General features: G+C 41.0%; 14 protein-coding genes. All 14 read left to right on the top strand.

Annotated elements, in window-relative coordinates:
• Nucleotides 1-6 precede the first annotated feature (6 nt).
• The 14 genes from IFO66_RS11280 to IFO66_RS11215 all read left to right on the top strand — a co-directional run bounded on the left by IFO66_RS11280 (nucleotide 7) and on the right by IFO66_RS11215 (nucleotide 20,944).
• Nucleotides 7-1,437 (top strand): hypothetical protein, encoded by a 1,431-nt coding sequence (locus IFO66_RS11280; protein WP_192025238.1) that lies wholly within the window; start codon nucleotides 7-9, stop codon nucleotides 1,435-1,437.
• A gap of 52 nt (nucleotides 1,438-1,489) precedes the next feature.
• The gene (locus tag IFO66_RS11275) at nucleotides 1,490-3,325 is read left to right on the top strand and encodes a hypothetical protein (protein WP_192025237.1); all 1,836 of its coding nucleotides are present in this window, start codon (nucleotides 1,490-1,492) and stop codon (nucleotides 3,323-3,325) included.
• A gap of 32 nt (nucleotides 3,326-3,357) precedes the next feature.
• Nucleotides 3,358-6,123: a hypothetical protein gene (locus IFO66_RS11270; protein ID WP_192025236.1), complete on the top strand. Its 2,766-nt coding sequence runs from the start codon at nucleotides 3,358-3,360 to the stop codon at nucleotides 6,121-6,123.
• Nucleotides 6,090-7,217, top strand: coding sequence for a cell adhesion protein (locus tag IFO66_RS11265; RefSeq protein WP_225445678.1), 1,128 nt, complete (start codon nucleotides 6,090-6,092; stop codon nucleotides 7,215-7,217). The genes IFO66_RS11270 and IFO66_RS11265 overlap by 34 nt, the downstream gene beginning before the upstream one ends.
• Before the next feature lie 15 nt (nucleotides 7,218-7,232).
• The gene (locus IFO66_RS11260; protein WP_192025235.1) at nucleotides 7,233-8,066 is read left to right on the top strand and encodes a hypothetical protein; all 834 of its coding nucleotides are present in this window, start codon (nucleotides 7,233-7,235) and stop codon (nucleotides 8,064-8,066) included.
• A 79-nt stretch (nucleotides 8,067-8,145) separates the two neighbouring features.
• Nucleotides 8,146-9,252: a hypothetical protein gene (locus IFO66_RS11255; protein ID WP_192025234.1), complete on the top strand. Its 1,107-nt coding sequence runs from the start codon at nucleotides 8,146-8,148 to the stop codon at nucleotides 9,250-9,252.
• Nucleotides 9,253-9,356: 104 nt separating this feature from the next.
• A complete protein-coding gene (locus IFO66_RS11250) occupies nucleotides 9,357-9,809 on the top strand; it encodes a hypothetical protein (RefSeq protein ID WP_192025233.1) in 453 nt (150 codons plus the stop codon).
• 61 nt (nucleotides 9,810-9,870) lie between these two features.
• Nucleotides 9,871-10,467, top strand: coding sequence for a hypothetical protein (locus tag IFO66_RS11245; RefSeq protein WP_192025232.1), 597 nt, complete (start codon nucleotides 9,871-9,873; stop codon nucleotides 10,465-10,467).
• Between the two features lie 15 nt (nucleotides 10,468-10,482).
• On the top strand, nucleotides 10,483-11,286 hold the full coding sequence (locus IFO66_RS11240; RefSeq protein ID WP_192025231.1) for a hypothetical protein: 804 nt from the start codon (nucleotides 10,483-10,485) through the stop codon (nucleotides 11,284-11,286).
• Between the two features lie 18 nt (nucleotides 11,287-11,304).
• Nucleotides 11,305-12,099: a hypothetical protein gene (locus IFO66_RS11235; protein ID WP_192025230.1), complete on the top strand. Its 795-nt coding sequence runs from the start codon at nucleotides 11,305-11,307 to the stop codon at nucleotides 12,097-12,099.
• 17 nt (nucleotides 12,100-12,116) lie between these two features.
• On the top strand, nucleotides 12,117-13,205 hold the full coding sequence (locus tag IFO66_RS11230) for a discoidin/SUN/FTP domain-containing protein (RefSeq protein WP_192025229.1): 1,089 nt from the start codon (nucleotides 12,117-12,119) through the stop codon (nucleotides 13,203-13,205).
• Between the two features lie 41 nt (nucleotides 13,206-13,246).
• Complete coding sequence (locus IFO66_RS11225; RefSeq protein ID WP_192025228.1) at nucleotides 13,247-18,772, top strand: DNRLRE domain-containing protein; 5,526 nt, start codon at nucleotides 13,247-13,249, stop codon at nucleotides 18,770-18,772.
• 159 nt (nucleotides 18,773-18,931) lie between these two features.
• The gene (locus IFO66_RS11220; RefSeq protein ID WP_192025274.1) at nucleotides 18,932-19,237 is read left to right on the top strand and encodes a hypothetical protein; all 306 of its coding nucleotides are present in this window, start codon (nucleotides 18,932-18,934) and stop codon (nucleotides 19,235-19,237) included.
• 1,185 nt (nucleotides 19,238-20,422) lie between these two features.
• Nucleotides 20,423-20,944 carry a sigma-70 family RNA polymerase sigma factor gene (locus IFO66_RS11215; RefSeq protein ID WP_192025227.1) on the top strand — a complete coding sequence of 174 codons (522 nt, stop codon included), beginning with the start codon at nucleotides 20,423-20,425 and terminating at the stop codon, nucleotides 20,942-20,944.
• Nucleotides 20,945-21,145: the final 201 nt, after the last annotated feature.

Here is a 21,145-nt window from a genome sequence, read left to right as displayed (position 1 = left end):
AATTAAATGCCGTTTATTGATACAACACCTGCAACATATACACCGAAAGTAACGGAAGCGGACTTGCAGCCGCGCTTAGGTAATCTTCTAGAAACAGAGGGTTGGAAAGTTGTGGCTAACTTTAAGAAGGTGGTTTTTGATGCAAGACTAACGAATCCGAATACTCCTAAAATTGAAATTAGTAATTATCGTATTACAGTGGCTGAGCATTTTATTTATGCGAATACAGAAAATAAAATGTTTGGTTTGGCTATTGCTGGCACATGGAATCCAAAGCTTCTTGAGTACGGTGCTCGTCCTGAAAAAGACTCTATGAAACCATTTTCAGAATGGTGCACAAATGAATTTCGTAAGTATCGTTCACCGCAGACACTATTTGTATATATGGTAGAAGAACTAAAGGGGCTCACTCCTAATTATCCTGATATCCTACTTGCTTGGGAGGATGATTCACCAGATGCTCAGTTACGAGCCGCATTAGATATTGAAGTGGAGGAGTCCGTGTGGCAAAAAGGATCGGGAGCTCCTATCTTTACATTAGCTAAGGCAGAAGGCGAGCGGATGCAGTCTCCTGTCATGCAGGCTGGACTCCGTTCAAAGTTGATGGAATCTTATTACCATCCTCCGTATAACTCAGCTGTTCAATATACGAATTGGTGGAGAGATTCCGAAATTTCAATTAAAGGTACGTTAACAGGAACGAATATGTTCTTTATCGTACAGTGTGACAATGTACCTGCTCCAGAAGGTAACCTGGTTCCGATTATCCCGCTCTACTTCGGTAAACTTGATCCGATTGAACAAGGCGATAATGCATACGCTTTATTTGCTGGTAGTGTGCCTATGGAAGAAACGCTCGATAAGGTTGCGGAGTATGACTTCGACGATACATTGAAGCGACAAAAAAATATTATGCCGCTTCTGAAAAGCTATCCGAAATTCCCTGCTAACGGATTAGATAATGTCTGTGTGCATCGTGGGAAGTTGGGTGCTCGTTATCAAGCACATTACTTGTCATGGAACTCACCACCGAACTTGATGCCGCCTGCACGATCTTCCGTTGATGGCAAACGCGATTATCCGCGTGCTTGGAACAATGCGGAGAACCCATTGTATAAATATAATTTCAATCCATCTCGCTATAGTGGCAAAGTACATACTTCCAAAGTGTACGTCATTCATCCAGAAGAAGGTGTGCGAGGTACACTTAAGGAAACCATTTCCCTTGCTGCCTTCTCCTTTAATGCGAATAAACTTCGCGTTAAAAAGGCAAATTGTCCGAATGAATATGATGTATACCGCTACTTCTTGGTTGAGGGTATTTCCCCATTAACGAAGAAACCAGGTACACAGTTCCGCCCTGCAGGTATTGGATTGTACTTAAATACCGTAGATGAGGATGGAAAGGTAATTGTTCCACCTCCTGTCACCCCATAATCCATAATGGAATGCAGCAGGAGAGTAAATAAAATTCGAGAGGTGATTAACCGTGGCATGGTTTGATGGTGATTCGACGATACAGTTATTTCCTAGTGAGCTAGAAGAACGATTTAACGCTAATGGTTGGGATACATTTATTAAATATCGGGCAGTAACAGGTGACCCGAGAAATACGAAAACAAAATTTGCAGATGTTCGCCTTTTCCGTTCGCAAGGTTCGGATGGACAAATTCGTAACTTTGGTATGGTCTATGGATATGGTGGCTATACCCGTAAAGCCGGAGAAATGGACTTTATTTCTCAGAACTCTGTGCTAGGAGAAGCTAGTAAAGTAACAGGGGCTGCTGATAAATATAGCATCATTGTGCGTCCAGTTGAGAAAGACTCTGAGATGATTTACAAGAACGGGATGTTCTTGGAAAAGACGGAGTACACGATAGATTACTATTCGGGTACATTTACGTTGACGAAGCCTGCAGCACCTACAGATACGTTTACGGTATCTTATTCACCAGCGGTAAATGCGCCAAATATTCCTAAACGTTTATTCTTCTTTACGTTCGATGATGTACGTTCGGAGAAAATTGTTGAAGGTATTGGTGGTGGCGTGTACCTTGGAGATCCGGAATCTATTCTTCCGGATGGGGATGGAAAAAAGAAGAATTTTAAAATTCCGACGGATACGACGATCAAAGAAGGTTCTGTTCGAGTATTCATTAACCAGCTAGAAGTTCCAGTTGATGCGTATACCGTTGACTATGTAAAAAATGAAATTATTTTTGAGCAAAATCGTCCGGCACCGGATCCGGGTGCGGAGCTGCATGCTTCGTATGTTAGAATACTGTCCGGCACAGGAACGAAGATGATTAACTACGGAGATATTCTATGCAAAAACTTTGATGCTGATAATGGCAAGTCTATGATGGATGCTGTATATTCTTGCATTTATTACATTTATCCATCTTTGCCAACTGCCTTGTCGTTCACGCCATTGGATAACTTTGATCGAGGATGGCAGCGAGATTCGACGATGTACTACTGGGGCAACTTTACAAAAGATCGCATCGTAATGTTCCTGCGTCCAGATCCTACAGCAGGGCCAGAGAATACTTATTATGCACCATTGTATATTGGACGAATGACGACGATCGGCAAGTCGCCACGTAAAAATCATGTGCTTATGTCTGGCTGCCGAGAGAAGGATGAGATCAAATGGACGAAAGACATGAAGTTCGGTTCTGTTTTCGTAGATTATGGTAATAACACTTCTAACGGTAATCGTTCGGTACAGCTGCAGCAGTCCATTGGCGGAACTTATTACCAGAACCATTACCTAGCGTTCATTACACACGATAAAATGGTTGACGCAGGGGAATCTAGGTTCAACCCATCTGTATACTCTGGTAAGTATCATATTAGCCCAATGTACGTAGTGCATCCAAATGACGGCTTTGTTGGTAAGCTTGATGAATGCTATGCCATTCATCCTAAAAATATTTCTCAACTAGATGAGTTGGAAGTTGTAGAAACGTCTGAAAATGAGGATCCAGGCAAAGGTGATGGTGTGAAACGAACATTCCATCTATCGCATCAACCATCACTCAAAATGGACGGGACTCCATTTAAGTTGGAGGTTAAAGTTAACTGCGTCCTGCAAACGCTCGGCACAGATTATACACTTGATTACCATTCCAAGACGATTACCTTCTTGGGCGGTAAAGTGCCAGCGTCTGACGATGAAATTCTAATTACTTATGACTATAAGCAAATCTATCGTTATACATTAGCTGATACGCCTGTAAGCCCTCTTACCTTGGCGACTATCAGTCCATTTGCACCAATTGGCCTTGGTGTTCTGAAGGAAACCCTCCCGAAGAACCCATAATAAATATATTGATATATTGAGGGAGGTTGGCGGTGAACATGCTGAATGGTAAAAAATCTTACCTTATCAGATTCACCGCCCTTTTTTCTAAAAAGGGCTATGAACTGGCATTTGGTATAGACACAATATTGGATACTGTGCGAGAAACTCAATACCACTTGTCTGCCCCTGCTATTAGTACCTACCGAACGCTGAAGCTGGATGTTATGAAGACGGCTACGAAATCTCCTTATTCTGCTAGCAGTCTCTTTGGTGACAGATTGCAACAAGCTATGAATGTTACGGAAGTGGAAGGAGAGGAACTGCAAGTAGTGCATGCGGTCATTGTATCCTATCTTTCAGACATTCAGAAGCATTTAAGCGGGGAAAGTAGATTGGGAGCAGAGGAGCTGGAAGAGCCTTCGCAGGCCGATAGTTATTATACAGTTGATAGGGGCAATCATACCGGCTTCACCTGTTCCAATATGGCAAACAAAATAGGGTTGATGGGATATGATCATTCCGCCATTAGTCGTTCTCCCGTATATGATGTAGATGACCAAAGAATAACAAAGAGCACACTCTTGCTTCAGCCATGGAAGGCAGCAGAGGATCATCTTGCTACCGGCTTCATGGAGAAGGAAGTAGATGTGATTCATCAAACGGATGCAAGCCTAATGGATTCTCGCGATGTACAGCATATACGTTTTTCCGCATCTACTAGAATGACAGATGTCAAAGATATAGAAATAGAAACGATGACACCTGGTCGTCGTGATCATTTCTCGCTGCTCATGCATCCTGTTGATGACTTTACCGACTCAACTAGGAGAGAGGATCAGCAGGGTCATATTGAGCAAAGTACAGACGTTTATCATGTAAGCGGAGAAAAGATGGCTGTCGTAGAGCACAGTCGTGCAGCTGAGTTCGAGCGCAATCATTGGAAAGAGGCAGCTGTGCCTGAATTTAAATTGCAAGGTGAAATCAAACAAGGTTCGCTCATGCATTTGGATTGGAGCTCCGAGGCCCACGCTAGCTCAGATGTAATGATAGATAATGAACAATTTAGTTCAGCAACCGTCTCGGATGACTCGAAACAGGGATTAGCTACGGAAGTTATTCATTCGGAGCTTATGTTTGAAGGTGGAGGAACAGAACTTGTCCACCTTGCTATCAGTGAGCATCATATTCAATTGGATGCAAAAACAGATGCTCATATCGAAGCCGAATTACAGAAGCAGTTTATTTCTGATTCACCTGAAATCGGCTCTATGGTTCGCTTGCTACAAATTATGTATGGTCATTGTGCTAGCGAAATTATTCAAGCTGGCATAGACAATATATGGGCGGATACGATAACGCACGGAATTCTACAAGCTGATACGGACTCGATAAAAGATGCGGTCATTCAGCAGCTTAAGCAATCTTTGTCTACAGGCACAGCGGCTGATGGGATTGTTCTGCAACAGTATGAACGTGCTGCAAGTGGAACAAATGCAGAAGGAACTATGCAACGGGATGAACAAGCTGTTGGTGGTGTAATGGCGGAGGGAATGTACGGGGCTGTGACCGAATTCGGAAAGGTAGAGCAGTTCAATAGTGGCATTTTGGATGAGTCTGAACATGGTACAGCGACTGCTTCTGGAGATGGTATCTATCAGGAGTGGGAAGAAGCGGAGCGAAATGTAGCCTTTGATGGAGCAGAACAGTCTATCGTTCAAACGGTTTTAGATGCAGACTACGAATTGTCCATGGAGCATAGTGAGACGGGCTACTCTGATAATAGAAACGATGCCGTACTTGCTGTAACTGAACTTTCGCATCCTACCATAATTCCTGAATCAGATGCTCTGAAAAAAACAGAGACAGCTAACTATATTCAAGAGTACAGTGCCGTTGAACAACCCATTGAATGGTCTACACATATTCGTGATTTTGATGCTAAGCAGCAGGAGCCTGTGCTAGCAAAATACTTAGGGTTAAAAGAGTACGGTATCCTGCATGAGGATGAACGAGCACGGGGTGGAATTCATGTCTACAATGCAGTGGATGCACGGCCTGAGCATGGCAGCAAAAATCAAGCTATAGATTCAATCATCGATTTACCTATTCTCGGAAATACCGATCATATGACGAGAGACTCTATCCTTGAAGGGGATGAGTATGCTGCGAATCATAGAATAGATACCGTTTATCATACAAGTCAATATGATCAAGGTGAGAATACATCCAGTAGGGAAGCGGTGCTGGAGTTTATTAGTGGTCAAAATAATGCCGAGAATGTGCTCGATGCTACTCTTAGTGAATATGAGGGTATGAGTGGAGATAGTGTTCTGCAAGCTGTCCATGATGATCAATCGACTGCTACTATCGGGGATAGCAACATGCTGGTTCATAATGAAGAGCAGATGCTAGGACATTCCGAAGGACTTTCTTTGGAAACTCTAGTAGAGGAGGATATAGAAGCAGATTCATTCTTGCGTACAGATGCTGCTGATATCGGTGACATATCCGATAGTACTCGGAAAAAGAAAGTGATACCTGTACAAATTCATAGTAAAGAACAATCTTTAAGGCTGAAGAAGCGAATAGATACAGACATTGTTGCAAATGAACAGGGTAGCAAGCTTAAGAAGCGCATTGATATGCAGATAGAAACTCCTGAAGAAGGGCGCCGACACAAAGTAATAGAGACGGTTATAGAGAAGCCTAGTAAAGGGTCAAATATAACGCATAATAAGTCTCGGAAAAAGAAAATTTGGCTCATTCTAGGTAAGGTTGCATCTTGGAGTATTTGGAACTGGAAGAAGACAAGGTAGGTGGAATTTTGGGGATATATAAGAAATGGAGCGGGTTATTGTTTGATGATACGTTTGATAGCGTGGGGATAGACCCTCGCTATCAAATCTCTCCTGCTAATGCTTGTAAGCTAGATACAAGTATTCATCAATTACATATGGCCCATACGAGTATAGAAACAATGGTTTTATTCGATATTCCGGCAGGAGAAGCAAACCTTGTATGTGAGGTGTCAGCGGACTATATTCCTACTGAGCTAGGGGATGAGGGGGGTATCGTCGTATGGCAGGACGGGTATCATCGTTTGGAATTTCTAGAGAGTAAAGACACGACAACAGTTGAATACAGCAAGTGGCGTGTTCAGAAAAAAGATAACCAGTGGACCTTTTACGCAGATCGTGGGTACGGGTGGGAGTTGTTTGATACAGCCCCACTTGCAGCAGCCAAACTAGGAGCCATTCTCAAAAATCCTCAAGTAAACGGATTCGTCGATTTGAAACTGGATCGCGTTGTGTTGTGCCGCAGCAGCCAGGTTACATTAGGCAACCTACCAGCAGATTATACTGCCTACCTTTGCGATGCGAATGGACATATGATAGCCTCAGCTACTGTTCTACCAGGATGGACAGGCGTTGAGTTTGATCTTCCTACATTAGCTTACCATGGTCAATTGAAGGTGTACGACAATCATGGTGCGTTGTTATCAACACTGGATGTGTCAACTATGTATGGTGGAGACGTCTATCTTTATGGTACTGATCTTCGTGTCCTTTGGAGTGGTACAGAGTTGAATCTTACTGGTCAGACGAATCTTGGGACGATGTATGATAATGTGATTCAAGTTCAAATGGAACTGCATAATCCATCTGCCAATAAAGCGGCCCGTGATATTTCGATGGGTATATTAAAGTATCGTGACGAATTTGGATATGAGTGGGCAGATATATGCCATGATGATGGGACGGATAAACCTAATGGGAACTATACACAAAAGCTAACTATGGGATCGCTTGATCCGCTTGGGAAAAAGAAGTTCTGGATGAAGGTAGAACGAAAATCCTCGCATTTTGGCATTAAGCCGCTGCACTTTATGTTGGATATCGATCATATGTAAGGAGGTGATGCATCAATGGCAGGTACGAAGATGTTGCTGCGTCGATTTGGCAATGTATCTAACTACTGGTTGGAGCAAGAGATTATTATAGATCAGACTTTTTTAGATACCAACAATGGTTTGTTTATTACATCAGCTCATCCTTATGTGCTAGGAATTAGAATGTTGGATGTTTATTTTAATGGCCAGTTGCTTTCAGTTGGTGGGGGTTACGAAGAGGTAGATACGCAGACGATTCGATTGGACTTGGGTAAGTATCCTGCCGGACACCCGTTAGCCGATCAGCCGGTACCTCTTGTTGTGGGCGATGAAATTTATATTCGGACTTGGAAGCAGGAATATCGTCACACAGGCGGTGGCAGCTTCGATGAGCTTCGTTTTAAGGCACTGGAAGAAGAGATTATAGGAGCTAGAAAGTATAAGGACTCTGATATCCCACATAGCCGTCTTGATAATCGACTTGATCTCATGGAGCAGAAGGCAGAGACAAAGACGATTGTCTTTGTCATGAATAGATTGTCAATAGGTCCTGAAAGAACAGAGATTCGCTTCCCGTTCGATGGGGAGATTACCGAAGTATATGTGTCTTGTTCACAGGCTGGAACGAGCAAGACCGTACTGCAAATTGAAAGATGTACTCAGGCAGACTATGATGCTACTCCGCTATGGAACAGCATTGTAAGTCAAGGTGTAACTCTTGATCCAAATGAGAAGTCTACGAATTCAAGCAGTGCACCTTACACGTTAGCTGATCCAAAGGTAACGAAACATGATCATTTCCGATTAAATGTAACGGAATTGGGTGCCGGTATTCGAGGTGTTACCGTTGAGTTGATGATTCGAATCTAGCATCTTACATGCTGCGAGATATACTAACATTATTGCTTCTTATATTGATTATGCAGTTACATTATATGAGGTGATAAATATGGCAGGAACAAGAGGAATAGCTAGATTTCGTGGTGAGCAGCTAAATCAAAAAATTATGCGAAACCATCATTTTGATGAGGCTCACAAAATTAGCGAGACGTACTTGAACATCAATTTTCACAATCATCGTGAAGTACTTGAAGATACGAAGGTTGATGTGTTCGTTCAAGCAAATAACAAAACAGTGGCGGGTGTTGCTCAGCTTGATGTCTCCGCAGATGTTGGCAGCCGAGCCGTTTCCACAGGCATTAATGTGGAAGGAGTGGTACTAACCGAAAAAGTACAAATCCGAGCTGCTGGCACAGATACGCCAATCGGTGATGTAGATGCTGATGTAGTATACGGACGCTTGGAAGAAGCAGCTGGTGTATACACGCTCAAATTTTATAGCTTGGTGAGTGGGGTTGAACAACCTTATACTTTCCCAGCAGGAGTGGGTAACATTGATTATCGTTTTGTCGTACGTACAAACTTGTCCGTTTTTCCTGTAGATTCCATTATTAAAGGTGGGGCAGGATTCGTGGAAGGTGCAACGGATGCGAAGGCATACATGAATCTGATTCAGCTGATGAAAGATGTATATGGTGCATCCGGTACACTAGACAATGATGGAAATGCTAATCTTCCATTAGCTATCCAAGACCAGATCAATAAAGAGGTGCAGGATCGCTTAGCGTCTGATCAAGCCGCGAAGGCAGACTTGGCAGCAGCAGCGGGGGCAGGTCTTGTAGGTGTGGTTACAGATCCGAACTATGCTGGACTAACGGTGCAAGCAGTACTGACAGAACTTGCACTACGCCAAAAGTCTGCTGGCGATACATCTACAGGATTAGCTGATCGCATTACGAAGTTGGAAACCGAGGATGAAGAGGAAGTATATGAAGCAGTAGGTGGGGAAACTCAATACTTGCTAGCTAAGGGCCGGGCTAAGGATAAAACGGTCAGACTAGCAATTAACGGTCAACTTCAAACACCGACGGTAAACTTTGATTACATCAAAAATGCCAGCGGAGAAATAACAGGATTTAATTTCGCTCCTGAGACACTGAATGTAACGAACGGCGTTCCTGATGTACTATTCGTACAATACAAAAAAGTGATGTAATTTCCAAAAGAAGAGGCCTTGCGAGGTCTCTTCTTTCTATTTGTTAAAGATGCGTATTGCTGTCTTATATTGAGGTCATAGCGAGAGGTAAAGGAGGAGTATACATGTCAGCTCCATTTGTTCAATGGTATGACGGGAATAATACGAAACAGCAAACAGAATGGCCAATTGGGGTCGTAGATGCAGGAACGGTATCCGTTGGTACGACATTCATGATCTGGAATAACCGACAACAATCTAGTGACGTATCAGACATGACGAATTGTACGATAACGACGAAAGATATTTTAGGCAGTAATACAGGAGAAGTGGTTACAAATAGGTGGATCGAAGCTAGGTTATCCAATGAAGGTACGTTTACGCCAATTGGTGGAGCGGTGACCAAATCCATTCATGCTGAAGGGGCGGGGACTGGTCGTATAAAAGGTACGAAAAACGACGGATCTGTCGCTGCTGCAAGCAACTATTGTAAAGTGGAGCTTCATGCTAATGTGCCTGCAACTGCAACGGCAGGGAACTTCACGTTCTTGACTCGTGTCGCTTATCAATATACGTAGAAGACATCCCCGCTGAAAAGTGGGGTTGTTTTTTATCACGATTAAAGTGGAGGCAACTAACATGTTTGGAAACTATGAAGCTCGCTCACCTGTCAGTCAGCCATTTGTATGGGTAGCAGAATATGCAGATGGCACAGTGCTGAGTGAATTTGATTATACGACAACCGAAGAGAATCGGTTCCAAGATATTGAGAAGCATAAACTGATTCGATTCGGTCTGATTGGTAATGATGCTCGAATGTATTTTGAAGTATTTGGGGGCATATTCAAGATTCTAGGACATATGCTGCAAATCGATTATGTAACAGAAGAGAAGTCATATCAGCTTACAGGTCAGCCATTTATGTACGACGACCTGATTACGTATAAGGATGCGGAATTTACGTTTAATCCTAGAATTCTTGGCTCTGGCAGCAGTGCTATTACTCAATTCAACTTTGGCTTTAAAGTGAAACTAAAGCTGGAGGACGTTGAGTTTAACTTTCAAGCGGTGTGTCAAATTCCGCACTCTCAAGTTGCTTGCATGGAGATAAAGCTAGTTGCCAATAAGGATTTAGATGGTCGTGTAGAAATTAAGAGAAATGGAAATCGCGTTGATATAATCGATGCACCATTACAAGAAGGCATTGGTGGAATGATCACTTGGGAGCTTAGATGATGAGGGGGTTCGATTATGGCTGCACGAATGTTTACTCTAGTAGAGGGATTCGAAGGAGACTCGATGGCAATTGAGGTGACAGGGGAGTACGAAATAAGTACACTGTTCCCGTATTCAGGGAGGAAGGTATTGACTACTGAAAAGCCTAAGAAAATTAACTATAGCAGGCCGTCCTTCACATTGAAATTTTATGTTCCATTGGAGACCAAAATGTCTTTTATGTATATGATTCGTGCCCCTCATAGATATGAATATTACTATTTATTCGTAGATAATATCCGGAAATTGTATGGTGATGGAAGTGTAGCTTGGAGGAAATATGAACAGATTCTATCACCTGGAGAACATACGATTACTTGTCAGTATGAATATCGAAATGATACCTCAATTCATAATACGTACGGATTCTATTTTGATGATTTCACATTAGAGATGTTTCCATTAACGAATCCATCACTTATTTTTACGAATGAGGGAGGTTATCCTTATCACGATACACACGGAAATATATTTAAAAACTTAGACTTCGGTACATTGGTAGCAGGGCAAACATCGCTGCCTATGAAGGTGAATGTATACAACTACAGCAGCTTCGATGTGGTCAAGCCGATGGTATACCTCAAACCACCAGAGTTTCCACCTAAGGTCAAGCTGGAAATTAGCCAATACAGTACTCCATTTATACCAGAGAATGAACTGTACTTTAATGGAACGATGAAGGATGGAGACAACCATTCCTTCTATGTAAGAGCGGTATCGCAGGAAGATACGATGAGCGGCGGCGATTTCTATATTTATGCCAAAGCAGCACCGTTGTAAGGAGAAAGAGGTGTTGATGTGACAACGAAAATGTTTACCTTGGTAGAAGGATTTGAAGGGGAATCGATGGCGATTGAGGTAGCAGGTGATTTTGAAAAAAGTGCTGCATTTTCAAATACTGGAATGAAGTCTATTACTACATCGAAAGTACCAAGAAGACCTGCGTTCACAATAAAGTTTAACGTGCCTTATGAGACGAAGATGTCGTTCATATATATGGTCCATTCCTCACATAACTATGAATACCACTATTGCCATGTAAATAATCAGCGAAAAATAGTTGGTACGAATGGGCGTGCTTGGACGAAGTATGAGCAGGTTTTGCCAGCTGGTGAACATATGTTGAAGTTTGAGTTTAATTACCAAGAGTATTATAAGCCTGGAAATAATGTGGATGGTATTTACCTTGATAATTTCACATTAGAGATGTTTCCTCTCACGAATCCATCTCTTATTTTTACGGATGAAGGAGGTTATCCTTATCACGACGCACAGGGAAATATTTTCAAAAACTTGGATTTCGGTACGTTAGTAGCTGGTCAAACATCACTGCCCCAAAAGGTGAATGTATACAATTACAGCAGCTTTGATGTAGTTAAGCCGATGGTATACCTCAAACCACCAGAGTTTTCACCTAAAGTGAAGCTGGAAATTAGTCAATATAGTACTCCGTTCATACCAGAGAATGAACTGCACTTTAATGGCACGATGAAGGATGGAGGTCACCATTCCTTTTATGTTAGAGCCGTCTCACAGGAAGATACGATGAGCGGCGGCAATTTTTATATTTATGCCAAAGCGGCACCTTTGTAAAGATAGGGGGCGATCATATGCCAGTTCCACTAACCGGTGGTAGAGAAAGCAATCGTGTTGATCGGATGCAAATAGGAGATTACATTCCATGTACATACAAAAGAAATGGTTCGGTCGGATTATTTTCTAATTTGGGCGAAATAGTAGGAACAGAGCTTCCGACCGCAGGTAGTGCGAATCCATCTGGCTTTTTCTATTTTATAAAAGTAGACGAAGGACTATTCATTGCGGATAGAACCGTTCAGTTTGGACAGAGCTGGCTGACCTATCATGCTAGTCGGTATGTAGAAGGGAGACCCTTTAATTTGGGCTTAGTTCCTGAAATGACGAGTAATACAGCACCTTATGGCAAGGCCAGTGCTAGTTCCATTCATTCTTCTCCTTATCCAGCCTGGGAAGCATTTAATGAAGCCAAAGAGGGGTGGGTAACGGATAGCAGGACGGTGAGTGGATGGTTAGAATATGAATTTGTTACGGCGGAGCGTCCTACTCACTATAAATTAAAAGCAGCGGCAACCAACGTCACATCAATGATTAAGGACTGGAATGTTGAAGCTTGGGATGGTGTGGATTGGGTCGTTGTAGACAGTCGTACGAATGAAGTTGGGTGGGCTGGATCTGAGACTAGGCTATATATCATGGATAGACCGATAGAGTGCACTAAAATACGTATCAAGTTCACTTCGAACAATGGTCAAGCTTATTCAGGCATTAATCAGTGGCAGCTGTACAACCAAGGTATGAAAGATGCGGTAATTCGATTTCCGTCAGGCGGTATATATTACAAGGATAGTGAAGGAAATCCTAGTTTAAGAGATGTAGGACTAGGTGCATTTCCTAAAGACAATGAATGGGATAAGTACGTAGCCAATAATGCGTTTAATGGAACGAACAGCAATGAGATATGGCATTGGAATGAAGGAACAACAACATGGGTGAAAGATACAGTAGGAAAAGGTTTCCCAGCAAGGGCAGGATTTGATGCAAATGTTTCGGGTAGAATCCAGCGAGGCAATCACGGTATGATTACGGGCTTATTTAGTACAGTTGCATCATATTCAAGCCCATCGAATATAGGATTTAGACCTGTATTAGATTACAGGTAATTGAATGATGCGTCTCAATACAATGAGAGGACGATATCCACATGTTACAAAAGTTAGATCTTAGCGGAGGTACAGGAGGCAAGCATGGAGAGTATGTATACAAGGCGCCTAATGGAGTAGTAGTTACATGTACAAGTCCGCCACATCCTTATTCCAATTGGTACTACATGGAGAATTTGTTCAATGGGAAATATTCGACTTATCAAAATGATGGATTGAGCTATTGGCTGACAACAGGTAATAACGCCACGCTTGATATTGATCTGCGGACAATATCGGATAAGTTGTTAACGATAGACCATATTGTGGTCTGTCCGAGGATACGGGATGAGTCAATATCCGACTATCAGATTTTCATATCTAATGATGGGATAAACTGGGAGTTAATAATTCGGAAAGTTGTAAATACGTATGCGAACACGTCGTATGGACTCACAAGAAAACATAGCATCAAACAAAAAGCGAATTTTATACGATTTGAGTTGTTCCGCAAAGGTTCATGGGGAGTAGGACTTTCTGAGATCGAAATTTATGCACAAATTGATGAAACAGATTTAAACCGAACAGGAACTTCTATTCCTCTTCCAATTTTAGGCTGGAAAAGAATTGACAGCTCGCATTCTCAATTTAAATATACAGGATCATGGGATGCACCTAGCGGTTCGGATTATTGGAAAAATGGCGCATATAGAACTCAACAAATAGCGAGTAAGGTATCATTTTCTTTCTACGGAAGCAAGCTGAGGCTAATCACCTTAGCGGACAGCACGACATCAGATAAAATCGTGATCTCGATAGATGGGGTACCCTACAATTGTTCATCTAGAACAGCATTCAAGACTTCTTTCTACGTAGCCTTTGAAGTTACCAATCTTATAGAAAAGGTTCATAATGTAGAATGTTGGCAGGAAGATGGCGCACCTTTCATATTTGATGCGATTGATATGAGCGTAAAGGGTGGATTTATTACCAATGTAGGGGATCCTTATCCTGAACCTGATCCTACCTGGCAGCGTATTGAAGATACGCATTCCCACATTACCTATTTATATAAAAATCAGCACCTCGATATGCACTATAATGCTGGTGAGATACGATTTACATTTGAAGGAACCAAACTTCGTCTAGTATATAATTACAATTGGGGCGGCAACGGAGACGTCGTTTTTATTGATGGTATACAATACCCTACATTAAGACGGGCTGGTAGCGGCTTATTTTTTGAAAAAACAGGGCTGTCTTATGGTAAACATGAAGTACTTATTAAAACGCATACTGGATCAGATTGGTATTCTCAATTCAATGCTCTAGAAATAGATGAAGAAGGTCGAATACTTCTGCAGACAGGAAGCAGACTTCCTATGCCTGAAGAAGGTTGGAAACGAATTGAAAGCAGTTTAGCTTCATTTAAAATGATGGGCAATTGGGTATTTGAGAACCATGCTGCCCATTCCAATCGGGATACGTTTTACACGTTAGATGGTACAGCTACCCTTACTTTTAAATTTACAGGTAGTAAGATTCGAATTCTAGGTTATACCGGTAGTGGAAGACCTACTGATAATATTCTCATGCTAGATGGAATAGAGTATAGACTGGATTATAGTAAACCTAACGGATCTGGTAGCGTTGTCCTCTTCCAGATAGAGAATTTGAATAGAGACCAACCTCATGAAGTTATGATGCGGTCATCCAATCCAACCAGTGCTCCAATACATATTAACTTGGATGCGGTAGATATAGATGAAGATGGGACAATTATTCACCCAGATGAAGTAGCTTTTATTGATGAGCTGCAAGTGGGTAAACGAATTCGATGTAATTATAAAGCCTTTCCTAACCTACCAGGCGTATTCAGTAATTTAGGAGAACATACGGGTGAGCTACTGTCGTCTCTCCCTACCGCTGAAGCGGATGGAGACTTTTATTTCATTGCAGTGGATCAAGATATTAATGGCAGAATGATTATGGTGGCTGATCGCAATATCCAGGCGGGTGTCACGTGGGAAATTCTAAATGATACAGGACTCATGAGTGGCATTATGCTGGAAGAGATGCTAGTTGCCTCGACACCCAAAATGTCCTCAGATCAGGCAGTAGATGGAAGTTGTACCTTATCTGCAAGTCATACTGCGGTTAACAATGAGCCATGGAGAGCATTTGATTGGCAGACTGCAGATAATGCACACAAGTGGCAAGCGCCAAAACCATCACCTGCATGGATTAAAGTTAGCTATCCCGTACCTAAAATTATTAATCGCATTTCATTAGTTGGAAGTTCTGAACTAGCATCCAATCCAAGAGATTGGACTTTTGAAGGTAGTAATGATGGTCATAACTGGGAAGTGTTAGACCGGCGTACATCCCAAACGGGATTAGACATCAAGTCCTTTTATTCCTTTCACAATGAGCGAGCATTTCGACACTATCGATTAGTAATCACAGAGAACAATGGGCACGCTTCTATTTTGTGTAAAGTGGGAGAATTACAGCTTTATGAAGCACCTGCGTTGAGTGGAATTTTAGCTCGAATACTAACGGGATTTAACCCTCCAGATAGCGAATGGGACAAATATATTGTCCATAAATCATATTCCACGGGAATTAAAAAAGCAGATGAATATACGTGGAATACGCGAGGTGTATGGTCTCAAACAAGTAGTACTAATAATACTAGTTCTACTACACGTACTGTCAGAGGCTATTCTAGTAATATCGCCTCAATTAGTAATATTTCTACAGTTGATGTGTCGCTCGTAAATACAGGGTTTAGGCCTGTTTTTGTGATAGAAGCTGTTGAGAGAGAGAATTCTGAGCTGTCGGTGATGATTCAAGTGCCTTATCGCTCTGATCTGACGGGAAAACTCCATGTATATAAAGATCAGGGGACAGATGCCATCCAGTTAACTGGAGATATTACCCTCCCGATGGACAATGAGATGTCTCACGGTTATACGGTTCGTGCTTCAGCCGTTTATTCCAATTCTTATAGTCCGTGGTTGGCCTTTAACAATAAGGATTCAGGATATTGGACCCCTGGTTCAACGGGAGGAAAAGGCTGGATTGCGATTGATATCGCCATGCCTGCTAATGCAACTGGGTATTTACTTGGTGCTTCGGATGTGAATCCGCACACAGATATGCCGAAGTCATGGACATTTGAAGGTAGCGATGATGGTATCACTTGGACAGTGTTGGATGCACAAGATAATGCACCGGTATGGGGACAAAAGCATGAGAAAAGAAAATATGACATTAAATCTCCTGCTGCTAGTTTCCGTTGGTTCAGGCTGAATATTAGCAGTACCCATGGTGGTTGGATTGGAATCGGTGAAATTGAAATTTACGGGTTTAGGGGTGGTCTGTATAACCAGAGGAAGTCTTACATCCAAGTCCCGTATAGAAACGACCTCACGTCCCAAATTAACTTGTTCAGTCATCATTCCGATGGAGAAGAAACTTGTAAAGTCACACTAGAAGGAACAGATAGTGGAATCTATCTTAGTAACAACTATAATGAACTTAAAATTATAAAAGGCACGATTGAGGCTAGAATTAGAACGACAGATGCAGGAACTGGTTATCGAGGTATTGTTGTTAAACAATCAGCTTATGGTATGTTTTTGTACAGTAACGAGTTGGTAATATTCGACTGGAGAGCAGGTAATGCTAGACACTCCGGTGTGCGTCTTAACGATGGACAGGAACACCATGTAGCTTTTGTATTTGAATCAGGCGTATCAAAAGGTGCTAAGCTCTATGTAGATGGTAAGAAGGTAATGGAGTCTGGTTTCACAAGTGTTGATCAAAACCAAGGATTAGCAGTTGGAGACGGTACTCCTCCTGGTCCCTCGCATCAACAGTCTTTCAGAGGCGATATCTGGGGTGTGAAAGTCTGGAACAAGACTTTATCAGAATCAGAACTGCAAGCTAGTATGTACTCGAACTATCCTGATGAACCAGGGCTAGTGCTGTTTTATGACATGAAAGATAGCAATGGTAGAATTGCTTATGACAAAACTCGAAACAAGTACGATGGTGAAATTGTACGAGGTTCTGTTTCCTGCTGGATGAATAAAGGTAACCAGAATAGATCGTATATCGAAGTTCCTTATCACGATAGTGTAACATCTTCAATCTTTATAGCTCCACATGCTATCATGAAAGCGGTTGTTGGGATTTCACCCGTATATAATGAAGATTTTGTCTCTCATATCCAAGTGAAAAATACGGAAGATATGCAGGGGAAAATAGCTGTTTCTTCACATGGTAGGATGAGAGCGACGGTTGAAGTGACACCTCCACCTAAAGTAGTGCAGATTCTGTCATCGGTAAAGGATGCGTTTGTACGTGATAGAGTACCTCGATTGAACTATGGCCAAGAGCAAGAAATGCTAGTTGGTAAAGCAGCAGATGGGGAAGTATTTAAGTCGCTTATTCAGTTTGATATGAGCACCGTTCCTGCAGATCAGAAAATAACGAAAGCTACGCTTAAACTATTTGTTGATCAATCTACATTGGGAACTTCGGCAATACAAGTACAGGAGCTACTAAAAGATTGGGCAGAGGATGGTGTGACGTGGGCGAGCACTCCTCCTGCTGGCAATAAGCTTGCAGAGATTACAGCCGATACTTCCAAGTCATATGTGGAAGTCGATCTGTTGTCTGCTGTACTAGGGTGGTATAACAACACAAGCGATAACCTAGGCATTCTCTTGCATATGGAACAACTGACGAGTGATGTGATTGCTCGTTTTGGCTCAAGGGAACGTGGCATGCCATATGCGCCAGAGCTTGTCCTTGAGTATCATAGTTTAATCATTAGCAGTGTTGGACATGGGGAAATGAAGTCTAGTATAACCTCACGTCAAAATAAGGACAAAGACATTAGAGCCACTATACACATCCGCAGCACACGGGATGATTCGGAGTTAATGGCCTCATTAAAGGTCCACAATCCAGATATGATTTTGTCATCACTGTCTGTTAGTAGAGCTAGTTTGCCATCTAAGATTACGGTTAGAAAAAGAGATGATTCGACTCTGCCTGCAAGTGTTACTGTTCAATTAAAGCGAGATAGTGTGCTCGACTCGAGTGTTATTGTAACCCGCGATTGGATAAATGGTACTATCATTACAAGGCAAAAGGATAAGATAGAATTACCTGGAACAATTATGATACGTCGTTCAGAAAGAAATTCTCTTTCATCGCAATTGTACGTGTCTAGACCTGATATGCTGGGACATTTATTTGTATATCTCAATAATGACCTTCGTGGATTTATTGAAGTAGCAGGCTTTGCCCATAAAAATCTATCTAGCTCGGTTACTGTAAGGCGAATGGATAACAGCGAGATGAACTCGCAACTGAATATCTGGGTCGCTTCAATATTAGAAGGAAGTATAACGATAAAGTCGGGATACATTAGTTCTTCAATTATTGTGCCGCATCGAGAGGTTAAAGATTTACGAACAAGTATTAAAGTTAGTGAGAAATATGCAGAAGATTTATTTACTACAATTATAGTAGGTCTATATGATGATGGTAGTTATGCATTCATCATGTAATAGAAACCTCTACCGTCCCGGTAGAGGTTATTTTTTATTTGTTCTCACTTATATTATGCAAGAAGGAGGCTGTCTATAGGGAAGGAAAAATTCGTTTTCTTTTCTTTATAGGACAGCTCGTGACGAGCAAGAGATAAAGAGAAAGAGAAGGTGAACATTATGGATGTTGGTGTAATAACAGCAATCATTGGGGGAATTGTTTCTATTATTACAGGCGCTATCGGATATGCAAGTGGTCGAGGAAATAACAAAATGACGGATAGGGAGCTTCTATCTAAGGATGAGCAAGCGTTTCGGGCAGAACTGCGGGAGGAACTTGCTAAGAACAAGGAAGAGATAAAAAGATTAAGTGAAGAAATTCAAACACTTCGTGAAGAAAACTTAGATCTTATTACAGAAAATCGGTTACTTAATGCGAGAGTAGAAGAATTAGTAAGTCGTTGGGGAGGAGAGTTGCTTGTTTGAAATTTCAAAATCCATCGATGATTAGCAGTGGAAAGTATCTAGAATTCATTGAGAGTGATGACCGGATTAAGTAGAAAAAAAGTAGGGTGATACAAGTTGAAATGCACAAAATGTAATAAAGAGGTAAAAGATATAGTGGAGCATGTTACTCATATTTTACAAGATTGCAATGAAGTAATTTATGCAAAAAAGTAAATGTTACATGCTGATATAACGAAATAATTTAGAAACATATAACGACACGATAATGATGACATTGTTTGTTTAGTAAAACGAGTTGTTTTGATCATCATTACGGAAGTTATATGTTTTTTTTATATGAATATATATTCTTTTTTTGTTTACGTTTTTATTTTGAGAGGATTCAGATTGTAACAATGTATTGAAATCCTCAAAATTACAAAAATATAAGCATGTTTGTGAATTTAGGTACAAGCATCAAGCGATCATAGAATGAACAGTAGCGGTGAATCATTTTTCTTTTCACTAAATTTATTTCAAAAGTAACGCAACTTTTAAATTCGATAGGACAACCATAGAGATTAACAAGGTAAAGTTTCCCTTAACTCGTTGCCTCAGGCTGTTCGTATATAAGGAAAAGGGAAGTATATACAAGTGGCGAAAATCGAAGAAATAGTGAGCTTTGTACGATAAAAGGATCATGAATGTTAATTCGTACATATTCGAATTAGAGCGTTTGGGCTGTGCAATCCAAATAAACTAGGTAGTTAAAGTATGAGTATATGAACATTACTTGTAGTATGGGGGGCTTTTGTCCACCGCATTTAAATGGGTCAGCATCATTCTGCAACTTAGATTGCGAAATTGATAAATATCGTATTTATCGCTAACACGAAGGGCTAATGAAACAGAAAGTATGTGAATTTATATTAGATAAAAAATGTTGCTTATCGACCTAGGGAATGGAGATTAGTAAAGCGCTTTCATGAATGTTTTAAGCAAAAATGTATGGGGTGTGAGTTTCTTGCTTACTTCACCACTGTAATGCATATGGGAAGTAAGGAAAGTAGGCAGCGGAATTACAGTTTGTAGGTATAACGAAATTGGATGGAATACCAGCAAACAATAAAACAGGGCACCAAATGAGCTAATGCAATAGATACTTAATCATTTTATTCCATTGTTACATGTAAATATTTATTATACATCGGAGGTTATAGCTACATGCAAACTAATATATCTACGTTTGATATCTCTTCATTGAACCAAATTTTTAATGTTGTGCTAAAAGGAGTTAATAGCCGAGATCGGGAAGATGTTAAGTCAGAAGCTATTGTTCGTGTTCTTACCGAAATTGATAAGGGATCTATTAAAACAAATGCATATAGTTTCATGCGTACTGTTATCCAACGTACCGTTTTTGATTATTATCGTAAAAACAGAAGAAAAATTACTCAAAATACGCTACTCGTACACTATAGTGATGGTGAAATGAATGATTTGGATTCAACAGTTACTACATTTACATATGGTACAACAGAGTTTGGCTACTCTATGGTCGAACTTCGCAATGACTATTTAAATAATATTTCTCTATTTACTGCTCAAGAAACTAAAATAATAGACTTCATGTTGTTCACAGAAGAGGGTATGGGAATGAAGCCTACAGAAATATCCAATCTGCTAGAGATTAATAAATCGCATGCCTCTCGTGCGATGAAAAAGCTAAAGCAAATCTGCCAATAGTAATACTATATTCCTAGCTGATCTTGTTTAAAAATAATAATAAATTTGAAGTGTGATTGGTGATTTCGAGAAATGATATCATACGTCACCACCAAAGTCAATTTATTGCAACTTAATGATTACTTAGAACGACTTTATTAAAGAAGAGACGAGAATATTAGTAAAACAACCCCATAATAAAACATAGGTACTTTGTATTAC

Origin of the sequence: Paenibacillus arenosi, assembly GCF_014841135.1 — a bacterium.
Lineage (GTDB): Bacteria > Bacillota > Bacilli > Paenibacillales > Paenibacillaceae > Paenibacillus_B > Paenibacillus_B arenosi.
The sequence above is the reverse complement of the archived record's forward strand: the minus strand, read 5'-3'. Positions and strand labels throughout refer to the sequence as shown.